Here is a 16,178-nt window from a genome sequence, read left to right as displayed (position 1 = left end):
AGTGGCCACATCAGGCCGCTTGATCTGAGTGAAACCTTTGCCGACATTGATACCGGCGATACGGCGATGATAGAGAAGCTGGCGGCACTACACAGTTACGATGTCTATACAGGACATTGCCATTGCATTGATTGTCGTAAGACCAGCGGCACAGGACACGCATCACATATGGGAATTCCCGCGGACGCGCTTACGGTTACAGGCGATGTAAAATTCTTCGACGCACCAACTGACAGCGGCAATACGGTCAGCAGAGGGTTTTGCCCGACTTGCGGAAGCGCACTCTATTCGACAAATTCAATAATGCCGGAACATGTCTTCGTGCGGGCATCCAGCCTTGATGATCCAGAACTTTTTGTCCCGCAATTCGTGGTCTACACCAGCCGCGCCGCGTCCTGGGATAAAATGGACCCGTCGCTACCCGCCTTCGAAGAAATGCCCCCGCCAGAGGCGATGCACGATTGAGCCCTACCCCGTAAACGCCTGAATTCCCGTCTGCGCGCGGCCCAAAATCAACGCGTGGATATCATGGGTGCCTTCGTAAGTGTTGACGCTTTCCAGGTTTAACATGTGACGAATAACGCCGAATTCATCGCTGATTCCATTACCGCCGTGCATGTCCCGGGCGGTGCGGGCGATTTCCAAGGACTTGCCAGCAGAATTGCGTTTGAGCATGGAGATCAGTTCAGGCGCTGCCTTCCCCTCATCCAACAAACGCGACATCTGCAAGCACCCATTCAGACCGATGGCGATTTCAGTTTGCATGTCGGCGAGCTTCTTTTGCACCAGTTGATTGGCCGCTAGGGGTCGTCCAAACTGCGATCGATCCAGGGTGTACTGCCGTGCCGCCATCCAACAGAATTCCGCAGCACCAAAAGCGCCCCACGCAATTCCATGTCGCGCTTTGTTCAAACAACCGAACGGACCGCCCAAGCCCTTCACATCAGGGAACATGTACCCGTCCGGCACAAAGACGTTGTCCATCGCGACTTCGCCGGTGATGGAGGCGCGCAGCGAGAACTTGCCTTCAATTTTGTTGACGGAGAGGCCTTCCGCCCCTTTTTCGGCAACAAAGCCGCGAATTTCACCGTCTAGCTTCGCCCAAATAACAAAGACATCAGCGAAGGGCGCGTTGCTGATCCACATCTTTGCGCCATTCAGGACATAACCGCCGTCGACTTTTTCCGCCTTGGTCTTCATGCCGTTGACATCGGATCCGTGGTCCGGCTCGGTCAGACCAAAACATCCCGCCAATTCTCCTGTCGCCAAACCGGGAAGATACTTTTTCCGCACCTCCTCCGTGCCATAGGTCAGGATTGGGTAAATTACCAATGACGCCTGTACCGATAAAGTTGAGCGATAGGCCGAATCAACTCGCTCCATCTCTCGTGCAACCAGGCCGTAGCTCACATGGTTCATGTCGGCACCGCCGTATTCTTCAGGTAGCATGATGCCCAGCAGCCCCAGCTCCCCCATTTCGTTGAGGATATTCCGGTCCATGGTTTCGTTGCGGAAAGAGTCCAGAATACGAGGCGCCAATTTCTCCTGCGCATAGTCATGGGCGGTATCACGCACCAGACGTTCGTCTTCGGTCAGTTGATCCTCAAGATGCAGGGGGTCTTCCCACTTGAATGGAGTTTTAGGCATGGCAGGAGTCCTTTGTAAATTTCTCCCCGCAGAAAAGCCTATCTGTAACGGGGGTGCAAGACCTCGCTTAGCGGGAACATTAGCGCACAAAAAAAGGGCCATCCGTGGGTTCCGGGGATTTCCCGAATCACGGACGGCCCATTAACCAAGTATGGGTTTACGCTGCCTTGATATCAATTAGGAATTTCTCGACTTGACCCCGCAGGTTGTCAGAATGATCCGAGAGTGTCCCCACAGAATTCAGCACGCTGTTAGCGGCGGAGCCGGTGTCCGACGCTGCTGTATTAACGGTTAAGATGTTACTCGTTACTTCCGTTGTGCCGGAAGCTGCCTGTTCGACACTTCGGGCAATTTCCTGCGTTGCGGCGCCTTGTTCTTCAACCGCTGCCGCAATTGTTCCTGCGGCCTCACTGATATTTGTAATGGTTGATCCAATCCCATCAATCGCCTTAACGGCTTCGCCGGTCGATTGCTGAATTCCAGTGATATGGACGCTAATGTCCTCAGTTGCCTTGGCCGTTTGATTGGCTAGGTTTTTAACTTCGGATGCCACCACAGCGAAACCTTTGCCGGCATCACCAGCGCGGGCGGCTTCGATGGTTGCGTTCAAGGCCAGAAGATTGGTCTGATCAGCGATATCCGTGATCAACGCGACCACGGCACCAATTTTTTGCGACGCCTCAGACAAATCTTGGATCTTATCAGTCGTAATACGTACTTCATTTACCGCGTCATTGGCGATTTGGGAAGAATGCGTAACCTGACGGCTAATTTCCCCAATTGAGGCGGATAATTCTTCCGCTGCCGTCGCTGCAGTTTGAACGTTGGCCGATGTTTGCTCTGCAGCGCTCGCAACAGCATTCGATTGCACCATTGTATCATCCGCAGTTTGGACCATGCCTTCGGCTTCGGCTTGCATGGAATTCGACGCTGTCGCAACTTCGGACAGAACGCCGCTAACGCCTTGTTCGAACGCCACCATTAATTTCTCACGGGCACGTAGCCGGGCTTCTTTGGCACCCGCTTCCTTACGTTGTTCCGTTCCCAGTCTCTCGGCCTCTATCATGTTCGCCTTAAAGACTTCTACTGCCTTGGCCATTGCGCCAATTTCATCTTGCAATTCAAGCGCTGGAATTTCGGTTTTCAAATTGCCGCCCGCGAGGTCACCCATAGCCTGCGTCATTGAGTCAATGGGCCGTGAAATTCGACGCGCAAAGAAGATCCCAAGCACTGAAACGATAATTGCCAAGATAACACCGGCGATCAGGAGTGACTGGGCCATGCTTCTTACTGGGCCCAAGACTTCAGATTCATCAATTTCAGCCAATATTGCGAAGGTTGTTTTCTCAAACACAATGGGGGTATACGCCGAAAACACAGGAATACCGCGATAATCTGGCGTGACCTCAATACCGGATTTATTCGCCAGGGCTTTCTTCACCGTCGCCGTTTCGACTTTTGTTTTCAAGATTGTTGGCTCTTTGGAAAACCGGGAATTACTCCGCATCAAGAAATCTTTACCCACGATATAGGTCTCTCCTGACTCTCCCATGCCTGCTGCAACCTGCATGATCGTGTTAATCCGATCGACAGGCATCTGAAAGACAAGCGAACCAATATTCTTTCCAGCGGCGTCTATAATCGGGGTCGCGATAAAGCTGGCCGGCGCGTTAGCACTTGGGGCGTAGGGTTTAAAATCAAAGAACATAACGCTATCTTTTGCAGCAGTCTTGGTCTTGCGAAAGGCGTTCCCAAGGTCACTGTATTTCCATTGCCCGTTATCAAGGTTCGTTGCGAAGTCGAGTTCTTTGAAAACCGAGTAAACAACATTGCCTTTTGGATCGACCAAGAAGACATCGTAGTACCCGCGCGCTTCGAGGAACTTCTTGAACCAAGGGTGCAGTTGGCCGTGGGTCTTGCTGTAAGCGGAGCCATCGCTTGCCATTATCAACTTATGCTTTTCACCCAGCTTATTCGGGTTGTTCTGAATATAAATCTTCTGCAACTGAACATCCGGGTCGCCCGACTTAGAAATGGCCGCGAAATCACGTTGGAAGGCGTTCATTGCCGAGATAACAGCCCCATTGGAAGCTGTAACCAGCAAGTCCTCACGGATACTGGAAAGATATTGGCTCAGCGCCGCCTTTCGGGACACCATTAGCGCCGTCAGTTTCTCATTAGCCGCCTTGGTCAATAGTCCAGACGTGGTCCGGTAGGAATTAATGCCCGTAATCAAGGAAGCGACCAGGGCTGCTGATATGATAATAAGTGGTAATTTGGTAGCAATTTTAAACGCCGGAAACGTCATCGAATTAATCTCCAAATTGTTTACTGGCTTCTGGGATATTCGATTATGATGTGGGGGGGTGATTTTATTTTTCAATAAAAGTTTCTTCCGTTAAATAAAAAAAAGAGCCATCCGTGGGACCCGGGAATTCCCCGGGTCACGGATGGCCCAAATTTGCCGATTTGGATTAAGTGTTTTTTTTACCCGGCGCGGACTTGTGCCAAGAATTGATCCACCTCTGTTTTTAACACTTCAGACTGTTGCGACAGTTCGCTGGATGCATTCAGGATTTCGCCTGCTGCGTGGCCGGTTTCGCCGACAGCTGTTGTCACACCTGAGATATTGCTATTGACCTCCGATGTGCCATTGGCTGCTTGCTCCACATTGCGAGCGATCTCCTGCGTTGCGGCACCTTGTTCTTCAACTGCGGATGCAATGGTTGCGGCGATTTCGTTGATGTCGCTGATGGTGCTCCCGATACGTTGAATGGCGCCAACTGCATTTTGACTGGCATCTTGGATACCATTGATCTGAGCACTGATCTCCTCGGTCGCCTTGGCGGTTTGGTTGGCCAAGTTTTTGACCTCGGACGCCACAACCGCGAAGCCTTTACCGGCGTCACCGGCTCTCGCTGCTTCGATGGTCGCATTCAGCGCCAACAGGTTGGTCTGCTCGGCGATGTCGGTAATCAGGCTCACAACCTCGCCAATCTTATTCGCCGCACTGGCCAATGATTGAATCATCTCATCAGCGTTATTGGCCTCATCCACGGCGCCGCCAGCAATGCGGCTGGATTCCTGAACCTGTCGACTGATTTCATTGATCGAACTGGACAGTTCCTCGGCCGCTGTCGCAACCGTTTGAACATTGGCAGAGGCTTGTTCGGATGCCGCTGCCACGGTTGAGGACTGTTCGCTGGCCTGTTCTGCCGTTGTCGCCATGGACTGGGCTGAACTCTGCATTTCGGTGGATGCAGAAGAGACCGAGGCGACCACGCCACCGACGCTTTTTTCGAAGTCATCAGCCATTTGGCTCAACGCAGCCTTCTTCTCAGCTTCTGCAACACGCGCTTGTTCGGCTTGTTCGGCCTCCATTTGTTTGACGCGAATGGCATTGTCTTTAAAGACTTGGACCGCCTGCGCCATTTCGCCGATTTCGTCGGTCTTATCGAGCGCCGGGACTTCGGTTTCCAGTTTACCTTCGGCCAGTTCACCCATGGCGGAAGTCATTTCCGTAACCGGCCCGACGATGGAACGAACGCTTAACAGTACAATAACGACTGCTGAACCAATGCCGACCGCCAGCAAAATCCATTCGAATGTTTGCAGACTATGAACTTGAGACGTATTCAAGTCAGCATCCCTCTGCAACAGAGCCGATTGATTACGCGCCATGCCACCTTGGCGGACGCCTTTTGCATCCTTGATGCCCGTCAGCATGTTCATCAGCTTACCCGCACGAGGCGCAGCTTCAGTAACCAAAGTGTAGTTCGCCATGTTCCACTTTTTGGAACCACGAATGGCAAACATCTTAGGCGGCAGCGGCAGGAAATTCGTTCTGGCCGCATCAAACTTTTTGAAAGCAACCAACTGCGCAGGGCTCAATAGAGATTGCTTTTGCTTCAATTGACCAAAGCGGACGCCGTTTTTCTTCCACATGACATCGAATGATTTCTTAAACTTTTGATTGCCGGTAAGAAGGAAAGCACGAATGCTGGCGAGGCCCCGGGCGGTTGTGCCACGGGTATCCGCCATCATGCCCAACAAATTCTTACGCATGGGCGTTGCCGGTAAATCCCGTTCCAGGGTAATGATTTTGGTGATCTCAGAAACCAAGGTCGTGGCAAGTGGCGCCGCGTCTTGGACCAGGATTTTAGTGGCAGGTTGTTCATCAATTGTCTTGGCGATGCCTTCGACCTTCGCCTGTGCTACACGGAATTCATTCAGTACGCCTTTGAACACCTGTAAATTCTCAACGTTCTTAGGATTGGTCCAGCTTTTCGACAGCTCATCCATTTTTGCAGTGGTTTTGTCGATCTCGCCCCAGACCTCGGCGCGGCCGTTCTTAAACTTAGGCGCGCCGGTCAGCATGTAACCACGCAATGCGGCAAGGGAGGCATTAATATTATTGACCATCGCAGCACTTGAATTCGCCGTCGGCATACGAAGTTCAATAATCCTGTTAGATACGCTGTTGATTTTGGAAACTTGAACGATCGTGATGCCGGTCGCACCAATTAGAATCGCAGACATGATGCCAAAGCCGAGAATTAATCGGCCACTAATTTTAAGATTCATACTTCTAAACTCTCCATGAACAGTGTGATTGAACAATCAATATTATTGTACTCTTGGGCGTGTTTCACAAGTATTTCATAAATATTTCAATTTATTACAGAAATATACTATCATTAGTTACTTTGTATTACACAAAAGTTATACATATTATTTTTAAAACATATAACTTATTGGCAGTGTAACTGCGAGTGATACTTAAAATCTATCGATCATTGGGGCTATCCAGTTAATAGGCAAGCGCACCAGAACAAATTTGTGGAAAGATAGCCCATCCGTGATTCTGAGGAATATCTGCCTTTAAACGGCCTCAAGGCAGTACTTTGGTCTTGGTGCAGCAGTTACATATACCGTGCCCCGATCTCGGATTGGCACATTATATGATGTAAAAATTTACATCGGACGCGACTCTAACGCGAGATTTCCTGAAATAACGTGATGTTGTCGACTCGTTTTGTTTCTTATTCGACAAAGTTGAGACATCAATTTCAGCTTGCGCGACATCGCGTACGGTGACGTTTCGTTCCATCGCGGTCCGATGCATATTTGAAAATTTGACGAATTATCGATTGTCCAATCACTTATACATTAACGGCCAATAAACAGGCACACTTCATGGTCCAACTCCCCGCCAGACCACGCCACGGAGCGATCATAAAATCTTTTGAAATATTCAAGCGTCGATCCCATGTCAGGTACGACCGCATCCTCGACACAAACTTGGGCAAAGTCATCCGAGGACCGGATCACCGAGAACCCCTCAACGTCTTGAACTTGGTCCAAAGACGGCGCGGCAAAGCCCATGGACCACCCTTTGAACTCACGTTTTTCGATCGGCCCAACATTAATCGGATCGATATCTTTGTTGCGGTTGTCTTTTTGAATTAACTCATACAGTTGAAGAATGTCGTCTTTCGGGCCCTCAAGAACCTGCAAGAACACACCGGAAAGGTATAGTAATGCCCCTGTTACACCGTGTTTCTTATTATTTTCCCGGGACTTTTCAAGCATTTCCAACAACTCACCAACATCCAGCGCTTGCGTTGCCGCGCTGGTGAAAACAAGCTGATACAGCCTCGTCAATTAACCATCCCCCGTTGGTTCGTCACGCACATAAGAAGCAGCAACCAATTAGTGTTTGGACGATTCACTTTATCAAAAAAGTCGCATATCAACTGCTAATTAACAAGCGTTTATAGTTAACTTATTTTTAGAGTCAATAAATAGCTGAATCTTAATAAATAAAATTGCCGATATGATCATCATCAGCATAAAAACAACGCAAGACATTAGCTCTCGTTGTGGCCATCACCGGCTTCTCAACGAACCGAATTGTATTTAAGGTCTCAGGAGATTATAAATAACCCTGTTCGGGACTCCCGAGCATTTCGGAAATTTTGCAGAAGACATTGCACCATGAGCACCACAACAGCCCGCCATAACATGGTTGAAAACCAGATCAGGACCAATCGGATCACCGATGAACTGATCATCGAAGCCATGGACGATATTCCGCGCGAAGCCTATGTGCCGGAGATGTATAAGGGCATTGCCTACATCGACACGTCGATTTCCCTTGAAAACGACCGCCATATTATGGAACCGCTGGCTCTCGCCCGCCTGACCCAGGCTGCAGAAATCATGCCGGGAGACATCGCCCTGGTGGTTGGTTCCGGGGCTGGGTATGCCGCAGCCTTAATCGCACGGCTGGCCGATGCGGTCGTGGCGTTGGAAAGCGACAAGGCGTTGGCGGCATCGTCGGTAGAGACCCTCACCGACCAAGGCATCGATACGGTCGCCGTGGTGACAGGAGCTCTTAACAAAGGCTACGCCAAGCAGGCGCCCTACGATGTGATCCTATTTAATGGTGCAGTGGCTGAGGTTCCGGAAGCCATTCTGAAACAATTGGCAGAAGGCGGACGGTTGGTTGCGATTGTCGCCGAACCCACGGTTGGGCGCGGCATGATCTACACCCGGACCAGCAGCGGGGTATTCGGCCGACACGCGTTCGATGCCAATGCCCCGATTCTGCCGGGTTTTGAGCAAAAACCCGAATTTGTATTTTAATCTATCATTAGATTATCCATTTAGATTCAACCACTTACGACTTGCCGGATTGACTGACGTGCATTGCCAAACGCACGCGTTATGATAAGTGCCGTGTGGTGGGGGATCGGGTTTCTTATGAGGCGGCTAGTGATTTTCAAGAATAAAACAGGATATTTTCTGACCACTGTGGCGGTTGCCGTCGTATTGGTTGGGGCTTTAGAAGTTAAGGCACAAAGCCTGACCGACGCGCTGGTATCAGCCTATAGCAATAACCCGACACTGCTGGCAGAACGGGCCTCGCTTCGTGCCGTTGACGAAGAAGTTCCCCAAGCGCTGTCGAATTGGCGCCCGACTTTGGAAGCGTCTGGCGATTTTACCCGGGAAAACACCTATAACAGCAGCCGGTCTGGCGGTAATACCAGCGCGGTTCGATCCCCGCGCGGCGTCGAATTGACCGTTTCGCAACCTGTATTTCGCGGTTTTCGCAATCGCGCGGCCTTAAGTGCTGCGGAAAATGCGATCAAGGCCGCGCGCAACCGCCTGTTAAATGTCGAACAAAGTGTGCTTTTGGACGCCGCCACCGCCTATATGGGCGTCGTGCGGGATCAGGCTATCCTGGAATTAAACGTTGGCAACGAACAAGTCCTGCGTCGCCAGTTGGAAGCCGCCGAAGACCGCTTCCAGGTTGGCGAAATCACCCGCACAGACGTCAGCCAAGCCAAGGCGCGCCTGTCCGGGGCGACAGCGGACCGAATTCAGGCCGAAGGTTCTTTGGAAACATCCCGGGCAACCTACTTAAAAATAATTGGCGCGGCCCCAGGGAATCTCGTTCGACCTAAGGGTGTCTCCAACGACCTACCTGCACACAAGTTGGCGGCTCTGTCCCTGGCGGAAAAAGCACACCCCACTGTCAAAGCAGCCATTCATGATGAACGTGCGGCGCGTGACAATGTGAAAGAGACCGAAGGCGAGTTACTGCCGACGTTATCTCTAAACGGCACCCTGAATTACAAGCTTGAGAGTTCCAGCGACACCAGTGAAGCCTCAGAAGGTTCCATTGGCGCGACCTTGTCGGTGCCGCTTTATCAATCAGGCTCTGTCTATTCGCGCATCCGCCAAGCCAAACAGACCGCCGGTCAACAGCGCTTGTTGATTGACCAAGCCACACGCGACGTCGTTGAAGAAGCCGCACAGGCGTGGCAAGCCTTGGTGACCGCACGCGCGCGGATAGAATCCTTCCAAGCCCAGGTCGACGCCAACGAAATTGCCCTCGAAGGTGTACAGCGCGAAGCCGCCGTTGGATCACGTACGGTGCTGGACATTCTAGATGCAGAACAAGAGCTGTTGGACGCCAAGGTCAATTTGGTTGGTGCTCAACGTGACGAGACCGTTGCAATTTTCTGGGTTAAGGCAACAACCGGGCAACTGACAGCGCGGCAACTTGAATTAGACGTCAAACTTTATGATCCATTCAAACACTATAATGAAACTCGCGAAAAATGGCATGGCACCACCAGTTCCGGCGAAATTAAGGAGAAACCCCGTTCTGACGGATATGATGACGCCGAAAAAGTGATGCCCAAAAAATATTAGCTGGAAATAAAATCTGGAATTTTCGATAAAAAAGCGGAATAATCTGCCTTCGAAATGAGTGAAACGCCTGGAAATTGGCGTTTTTTTCGCCGAAAATTTCGCAGGGACTCTTAATTTTTCCAAATTAGTGGTACAATTTATTTCGTGTAACCCCGTGCGCGTTAACTATTTATTTGTATTGTTCCCTAAGAATCGCCTTAATCACGGGAGTACCTGGGAAGTAAATCTATGAGCGATGAAAATGGGCAAGCAGGCGAGGACGGTGCTGAACCGTCAATGGAGGACATTCTAGCCTCTATTCGCCGAATACTATCAAAGGACGAGCAGGAGGAGGAAGCGGCAGCAGAAGCCGCCCCTGAACCTGAGCCGGAACCAGAGCCTGAGCCGGAACCAGAGCCAGAACCTGAGCCTGAGCCAGAGCCTGAGCCAGAACCTGAAATGGATATGGCGGCAGCGATGGAGGAGCCAGAGCCGGAACCAGAGCCTGAGCCTGAGCCTGAGCCGGCACCTGCGCCAGAACCAGAGCCGGCACCTGTTATGGCCGCGCCGGAACCAGCGCCACCACCACCACCGCCACCACCACCGCCGGTTGAAGACGTCATTGAATTGACGCCTGAAATGATAGCGACCGCGGAAAATGTGGTTTCTGGTATGACCTCACAAGTTTCAACGGATGTCTTGGCAGAACTCGCCCGCGCCATCATCGACCGACGCGATATGGACATTTCGTCTGGGTCGTCAGTAACGCTGGAGGGCATGGTGCGTGAAATGCTGCGCCCGATCCTGCGCGAATGGTTAGACCGCAATCTGCCATACCTAATCGAACGATTGGTTAAAAACGAAATTGATCGCATGATCAACCGAGCCCAAGGGCTACCGCACTAGTCCCTGGCTTGAAATTTAAATAAAAAAAGCCCCCGCCTCGGAAATCGAGCGGGGGCTTTTTTATTGTTGAGTTCTATTCAGGCGGCGCGATCCCCTTCTCCGCGCATGCCTCAACAAAAAAACGCTCCCATTCACTAATTGCTTCTTTGTTGTCGAAGGCGCGGGGGGCGGTTTCGGCGATGCGCGCCTTGGCTTGTTCCTTAAAATCAGGGTCGGTCGCCAAACGCACAGCGATTTCGGCGTACTGTTCGGGAGTTTCGGCCACCAAATCCATATATCCCATGTGCTTATAAATCGACATGCAATACCGGCCACGGGCAAATTCCGTCGGCATTGTCACCACCGGCAAACCCATCGACAGGGCTTCCAATGTGGTATTACCGCCATTGAATTGGGGGATGTCGAGGCTCACGTCAACGCACCCCATAAGCGCTAAAAAGTCCTCGTGCTTCTGGCTTGGAACGAAGCGAATGCGGTCAACAACTTGCGGGATTGAGTTCTTGAAGCGGGCCAGCAGCAGCTCGCTCCAGCGCCGCCGGGCACCGTGCACCAACAAGATATGTCCCTTGGGATCACGCCTGAGAACATCACCTAAAATCTGATCGAAATTCGGGTGCAGCTTAAACAAATACTGCGCGACCATGTAGTAATTGATATTTTCCTCCATGCCAAACTCGACCCTCGTTTTTGGCGATTCTGGCATCTTAGGTCGCGTATAATAGGTCCCTAATGTATTGAGTTTAAACAATTTTTCGCTGTAATGACCTTCCGCGCCCGGCCCTTCTAAATCTTCGGCGCTGACAAAGTAATCCATGTTGGGAATGCCGGATGTTACCGGATGCCCCCACGACATCGCCTGCACCGGGGCGACCCGCGCCATGGCCAGGCAGAGTGCAAAAACGTCCATACCGAGTTCCGGATAGACCACCACGTCCAGTTCCTGGGCCATTAGCTTTTCCCGTGCTGGGGCCAGTTCCAAAGGCAGTTGAATGGTGCGGTCCACTCGGCGCTGTATCTCTTCGGTGACGTGATCGGTACGGTGCGGCGCGAAGGCGACTGTGACATGGAATCGTTTACGGTCCAGGCCCATGATCATTCCTTTGAACAACCGCCCAATCGAATGATCAAAAAAGAACGATGAAACGAAACCAATCTTTATCCGCGGTTCTTTGCTTCTATCTCTACCTTCCGCGCAATGTGGTGCAACCGCACCATACTCAGGCCGCGACTTCAAATAGATGTTCACCAAAGCCTCGTAGTAGGCACGGTCATTATAGCCGTGATAGGCGAGGTAAAATAACGTCGCACTGTCCCGAGCAGGTGCTTCCAAGTTCAGCTCAGCTTCCGCCATTAGCTTTAACGACTGCGCCAGACGCGCCTGCATGATCGCTATATAGTTTGAATTCTCAACGATTGGCGGCAGGGCCATGGCCATTTTGAGACGAATATAGTCCTGCGGCTTAAATGTCTGCGCCACCCCCCAGCTCCCTAAGGCTCGGAAGTATTCGCAATCGCGGATGCAAATGTTGCCCAATTGGATATAACTGCCGACCAATCCAGGATCGATCGCCGTCGCTATGGATAAGTGCGTCTTGGCGTTGTCCAGATCACCGGCTTGATACAGCAGGTCGCCCAACTGGGCCTGGGCACGAGAATCACCGGGGGTGCTTTTGACGTGTTCCCGTAATTCTTCGATCTTCTCGCCGATTGTCGTAGGTGTCGTATCGCTCATCAGTGGGCAAACCGTTTCATTCCACCGTCCACGTGGAACAGTTCCCCGGTGATATAGCGTGCCAAGGGCGACGCTAGGAATACCGCCAGGACGGCTAAATCCTCGGCTTCGCCAAAATATCCGACCGGAATATTACGCTCGGCGAATTCTTCGCGTTCAGCCGGGTCTGGGTGGCGGCGTTCCATAATTTGTTCAGTTTTTAGCCGTCCCGGCGCGATGGAATTAACCGTCACACCATCCTTGGCGATGTCGCGTGATAGTCCCTTGGCCCAGGCATGTACAGCCGATTTGGCTGCGTTGGCGATGTTCATGCCTGAAGGTTCAACGGTACCGGTTATATTGATCACCCGACCCCAGTTGTTTTCCTGCATACCGGGAATGGCAGCGGTGCTGAGCCTGCGCAGTGCGGTGAAGTTAAGGCCCATGCCTTCTTCCCATTCGCTTTCCGCCGCATCCCAGGATGTCGGCCTGGAGCCGCCTGCTGAATTGATCAGAATGTCGATACCGCCCAGACCTTCATTGGCAGCGTTGATGATGTCATCCACCGCACCATCATCCGTCACATCAGCGACGATAATTACCGGCGCGGCACCACCTGCATCGACAATTTCTGAAGAGAGTTCCTCAAGCAATTCAGCGCGTCTGGCGACCACCGCGACCGCGCAGCCTTCCGCCGCCAGCATCACCGCCGTTGACCGCCCGAGTCCACGGCTTGCGCCTGTGACCAAGCATCGCTTTCTGGCTAGTTGTAAATCCATGAATTAGCTTCCCGCAGAATTATTATCCGGACAAGTTAAACCAGCTTCCCCGTCCAAACCATGCGAAAAAATTTAGAATACTTAAATTTGGGAGATATCAAGAATCGAACATCGAATCCAAATCATCTTGCGACATTTTGCCGCCGTCGCCTTCTTGGGGACCATCACTGACAGCCCCTTTCTCATCTTTCCGGCGTTCAGGCCCCTTATACCCCGGCATTGGGCGACGCCGACGATCTGGGCCGAAATAGGCCGTCATGCCCTTAACCTCGATAAACGACCTTGGCTTTTCGATCACAGATTTAATGCGTTCATAAAGTCGTTTAGCGGAAACCGGTTTGGCAAGAAATTCATTGATGCCTGAGTCCCGGGCTTCGATCACGCGTTTCATTTCTGTGTGACCGGTCAACATAATGATCGGCACGAACGGATTGGCACTGTCGTTAGGTTGGCGGATCATGCGGGTTAGATCCAGCCCATCCAACGGGTCCATATTCCAATCCAGAATAATGATATCGGCGGCGAAATGACGAAGTTCCTTCAACGCATCCGCACCGTCCGCTGCTTCCATAATCGTTCGTACACCAAGCGCGCCTAAAATGGACTTAACCAAATTACGCATGTGCTTGTTATCGTCGACGACAAGGAAGTTCAAACGTTCCAGATTATAGTCGGTCATCTGCGCCTTACACCTGTTTGGTCCAATGCCGTTCCAACCAGCATTTGATTTATCATTGTGATAATATCTACTTAAAGCAGAAACCTGTCCAGTCCATAGACGATTGATCGTCAATTATTGGCTGCGCCCTTACACATTAAGTAGAAGCCAAGACCTTGGATTTTAATGAATTTTAAAAGAGAAGGAACAAGGGGGCGAAAGATTTTACTCTTTACGCCCCCCTGCCACGGAGGAAAATCGCAATGGGTTGCGACAGAAAAATTTTACTCCCCGGGACGCTGAAATACCAACGCACGACCCGTCACATCGTATCACGATAGGGTGATCCGGTTTCAGTTCCATTATTCAGGGGTATTAGAAAGATTCTTATCTAGCAAACAGAAGTCGGGAAAATGACTAACTGGTCAGTCCCTTAACCGTCTTGTAGACGATCTTCCAGTTCCACGCGACAGCAATGAAGGTTATGCAAAGGACCAAGAACCAAATACCTGCAGAACGCAATCGAGCCGAAGCGCGCGCCTTCTTGTCCGCGGCTTCCTTCGCCAAACGGGCATTGCGACGGATGACTGCACGCCGCTTGCGCGCTTCGTCCTCTTCCTCGAGCTGCGCACGCCCATCAATGTCGTCTTTACTCTCAAAATCCGCAGGGCTTACCATCGGGTTTACTTTTCACCGTTCTGACCAAATCGCGAATGCCTTAATTGCGCGAATTAAAATACCTTTGCAAGTAAAATTCCACAAGTGTGTATTAAAATCGATATAAATTTTCCTTTGAATATCAATGAAATCTAAGCAGTCGACAGGAACACGACAGAAACCTAGACGTCAGAAATTTTTAAACTTTGGCCTTCCCAGCAGCCTATTTCAGGAAGCTCTTAGGCCTAGGCACCCTTCGACCGCGGAAAACAATTGAGAGAGATCAACAGGTTTGGTAATGACGTCATAACAATCCGATTGATGCAGGAGTTTCATTTCCGCACTTGACGCAAAATCAGACACGACAATCACCGGCATTGTGTTCTTTAGCTTAGGATCGCTTTTAATCGACCTGATCAGCTCTAAGCCCCCCTCATCGGGAAACTCAAGGCTCACCAACATCAAGTCGCTCCTTTGTTGACGCACCAAAGCAAGGGCGTTACCAGGGTCATCAACCTTTTGCGTTTCAAACCCTCGCGCCACCAAAATGTCATTTAACATTTTCATGTGTAGCCGATCAGGTTCCACAATCATCACACGATGTATCATTCCAATAGTTCTCTGCCCCCAAACTCCAAAATCTTAAGCCACGGATTCAGTAGATGTGGATGCCCTTAACACACTCCAAAGTGGGCATGATTTAAGATAAGGAAATTTTATGGGAGCAGATTACACACCAGGACTGTCGAAATTCTGTCTAAATACAATAATATTTTCAAACGGTTACAGCTTCAGGTCAGGAATCGTCGCCCAAACAATAGCCGACTCCGCGCTGATTTATGATATGAACATCCGCGCCTGCGTCCTTCAGCCGTTTTCTGAGCCGCGAAACCTGGAGTTCTACCGCGTTGGAGGTGACTTCTTCGCCAAATCCATAAACTTTGTCTTGCAAGGCGTCTTTGGAAATATACCGCCCCTTACTCCGCAATAAGTTTTCTAAAATACCGGTCTCGCGGCGAGGACAACGGATCGTCACACCCTCGACTGAGACTTGTCGGGACGATGGGTCCAGGGCGATATTACCCACGGTCAGCGACAGCCCAAGGTCGTTTTTAGGACGCCGAAGCAACGCCCGAATACGGGCAACTAATTCCTTCATGGCGAAGGGCTTCAGCAAATAATCGTCACTGCCGCTGGCCAAACCCTCGACCCGGTCATCTACGCTATCGCGGGCTGTTAGGATCAAAATCGGCGTGGCATCCCCATTTTCCCGCAGTTCACGCACCAGATTTAGGCCGTCCCCATCCGGCAGCCCCCGATCCAAAATCATGGCGTCGTAATCGACCGTCTTTACTGCAACTTCGCCATCACTAATGGTGCCGACGCAATCGACAGTAAACCCTTCCTTAGCCAACTCTTTTTTTATGTACATCGCGAAGGAAAGGTGGTCTTCAACCAAAAGAAGCCGCATTAAAGTATCTTTCCAAATTTCTGAGTCGCAAGCATCGAAGTCTATATCTAATTGAAGTTCGCATAATACCACATTTATGCATATAAGCCATTTTCATGTTAATCTAAATAGCAACAGAATTATTCGGATTAATTTTGGCTGTGATGT

The 16,178-nt window shown here is 50.9% G+C and carries 14 protein-coding genes; 4 read left to right on the top strand and 10 right to left on the bottom strand.

The window, feature by feature from the left end; all coding sequences use genetic code 11:
- Positions 1-66: 66 nt before the first annotated feature.
- On the top strand, positions 67-465 hold the full coding sequence (locus HOM51_08790) for a GFA family protein (GenBank protein MBT5034606.1): 399 nt from the start codon (positions 67-69) through the stop codon (positions 463-465).
- A gap of 3 nt (positions 466-468) precedes the next feature.
- Here HOM51_08790 and HOM51_08785 read toward each other — a convergent pair whose 3' ends face one another.
- The 4 genes from HOM51_08785 to HOM51_08770 form a co-directional block, all read right to left on the bottom strand.
- Positions 469-1,647 carry an acyl-CoA dehydrogenase gene (locus HOM51_08785; protein MBT5034605.1) on the bottom strand — a complete coding sequence of 393 codons (1,179 nt, stop codon included), beginning with the start codon at positions 1,645-1,647 and terminating at the stop codon, positions 469-471.
- Between the two features lie 157 nt (positions 1,648-1,804).
- Positions 1,805-3,955 (bottom strand): HAMP domain-containing protein, encoded by a 2,151-nt coding sequence (locus HOM51_08780; protein ID MBT5034604.1) that lies wholly within the window; start codon positions 3,953-3,955, stop codon positions 1,805-1,807.
- Positions 3,956-4,134: 179 nt separating this feature from the next.
- Positions 4,135-6,231: a HAMP domain-containing protein gene (locus tag HOM51_08775; protein ID MBT5034603.1), complete on the bottom strand. Its 2,097-nt coding sequence runs from the start codon at positions 6,229-6,231 to the stop codon at positions 4,135-4,137.
- A gap of 585 nt (positions 6,232-6,816) precedes the next feature.
- Entirely contained in the window at positions 6,817-7,311 is a 495-nt protein-coding gene (locus HOM51_08770) for a BLUF domain-containing protein (GenBank protein ID MBT5034602.1), read from the bottom strand.
- A gap of 333 nt (positions 7,312-7,644) precedes the next feature.
- On the opposite strand from HOM51_08770, the gene HOM51_08765 reads away from it, so the two are divergent.
- From HOM51_08765 to HOM51_08755, 3 genes are all read left to right on the top strand, one after another.
- Entirely contained in the window at positions 7,645-8,295 is a 651-nt protein-coding gene (locus HOM51_08765; GenBank protein MBT5034601.1) for a protein-L-isoaspartate O-methyltransferase, read from the top strand.
- 117 nt (positions 8,296-8,412) lie between these two features.
- A complete protein-coding gene (locus HOM51_08760; GenBank protein MBT5034600.1) occupies positions 8,413-9,870 on the top strand; it encodes a TolC family outer membrane protein in 1,458 nt (485 codons plus the stop codon).
- A gap of 276 nt (positions 9,871-10,146) precedes the next feature.
- A complete protein-coding gene (locus tag HOM51_08755) occupies positions 10,147-10,755 on the top strand; it encodes a DUF2497 domain-containing protein (GenBank protein ID MBT5034599.1) in 609 nt (202 codons plus the stop codon).
- Between the two features lie 73 nt (positions 10,756-10,828).
- On the opposite strand, the gene HOM51_08750 is transcribed toward HOM51_08755, so the two are convergent.
- The 6 genes from HOM51_08750 to HOM51_08725 all read right to left on the bottom strand — a co-directional run bounded on the left by HOM51_08750 (position 10,829) and on the right by HOM51_08725 (position 16,031).
- On the bottom strand, positions 10,829-12,487 hold the full coding sequence (locus HOM51_08750) for a hypothetical protein (GenBank protein ID MBT5034598.1): 1,659 nt from the start codon (positions 12,485-12,487) through the stop codon (positions 10,829-10,831).
- Complete coding sequence (locus HOM51_08745) at positions 12,487-13,245, bottom strand: SDR family oxidoreductase (GenBank protein ID MBT5034597.1); 759 nt, start codon at positions 13,243-13,245, stop codon at positions 12,487-12,489. The genes HOM51_08750 and HOM51_08745 overlap by 1 nt, the downstream gene beginning before the upstream one ends.
- A gap of 97 nt (positions 13,246-13,342) precedes the next feature.
- Positions 13,343-13,924, bottom strand: coding sequence for a response regulator (locus HOM51_08740; protein ID MBT5034596.1), 582 nt, complete (start codon positions 13,922-13,924; stop codon positions 13,343-13,345).
- 396 nt (positions 13,925-14,320) lie between these two features.
- A complete protein-coding gene (locus tag HOM51_08735) occupies positions 14,321-14,581 on the bottom strand; it encodes a hypothetical protein (protein MBT5034595.1) in 261 nt (86 codons plus the stop codon).
- A 207-nt stretch (positions 14,582-14,788) separates the two neighbouring features.
- Positions 14,789-15,121: a response regulator gene (locus tag HOM51_08730; protein ID MBT5034594.1), complete on the bottom strand. Its 333-nt coding sequence runs from the start codon at positions 15,119-15,121 to the stop codon at positions 14,789-14,791.
- A gap of 235 nt (positions 15,122-15,356) precedes the next feature.
- Positions 15,357-16,031, bottom strand: coding sequence for a response regulator transcription factor (locus HOM51_08725; protein MBT5034593.1), 675 nt, complete (start codon positions 16,029-16,031; stop codon positions 15,357-15,359).
- Positions 16,032-16,178: the final 147 nt, after the last annotated feature.

It is taken from the genome of Rhodospirillaceae bacterium (genome assembly GCA_018660465.1).
Classification (GTDB): domain Bacteria; phylum Pseudomonadota; class Alphaproteobacteria; order Rhodospirillales; family JABJKH01; genus JABJKH01.
Note: the sequence above shows the minus strand (reverse complement) of the source record. Positions and strands in the feature narration are given on the sequence as shown.

Excerpts from the sequence above, each read along its gene's own strand:
- HOM51_08790 (MBT5034606.1), top strand. The coding sequence starts at position 67 with ATGATAGAGAAGCTGGCGGCACTACACAGTTACGATGTCTATACAGGA.
- HOM51_08785 (MBT5034605.1), bottom strand. The coding sequence starts at position 1,647 with ATGCCTAAAACTCCATTCAAGTGGGAAGACCCCCTGCATCTTGAGGAT.
- HOM51_08780 (MBT5034604.1), bottom strand. The coding sequence starts at position 3,955 with ATGACGTTTCCGGCGTTTAAAATTGCTACCAAATTACCACTTATTATC.
- HOM51_08775 (MBT5034603.1), bottom strand. The coding sequence starts at position 6,231 with ATGAATCTTAAAATTAGTGGCCGATTAATTCTCGGCTTTGGCATCATG.
- HOM51_08765 (MBT5034601.1), top strand. The coding sequence starts at position 7,645 with ATGAGCACCACAACAGCCCGCCATAACATGGTTGAAAACCAGATCAGG.
- HOM51_08760 (MBT5034600.1), top strand. The coding sequence starts at position 8,413 with ATGAGGCGGCTAGTGATTTTCAAGAATAAAACAGGATATTTTCTGACC.
- HOM51_08755 (MBT5034599.1), top strand. The coding sequence starts at position 10,147 with ATGGAGGACATTCTAGCCTCTATTCGCCGAATACTATCAAAGGACGAG.
- HOM51_08750 (MBT5034598.1), bottom strand. The coding sequence starts at position 12,487 with ATGAGCGATACGACACCTACGACAATCGGCGAGAAGATCGAAGAATTA.
- HOM51_08745 (MBT5034597.1), bottom strand. The coding sequence starts at position 13,245 with ATGGATTTACAACTAGCCAGAAAGCGATGCTTGGTCACAGGCGCAAGC.
- HOM51_08740 (MBT5034596.1), bottom strand. The coding sequence starts at position 13,924 with ATGACCGACTATAATCTGGAACGTTTGAACTTCCTTGTCGTCGACGAT.
- HOM51_08735 (MBT5034595.1), bottom strand. The coding sequence starts at position 14,581 with ATGGTAAGCCCTGCGGATTTTGAGAGTAAAGACGACATTGATGGGCGT.
- HOM51_08730 (MBT5034594.1), bottom strand. The coding sequence starts at position 15,121 with ATGTTAAATGACATTTTGGTGGCGCGAGGGTTTGAAACGCAAAAGGTT.
- HOM51_08725 (MBT5034593.1), bottom strand. The coding sequence starts at position 16,031 with ATGCGGCTTCTTTTGGTTGAAGACCACCTTTCCTTCGCGATGTACATA.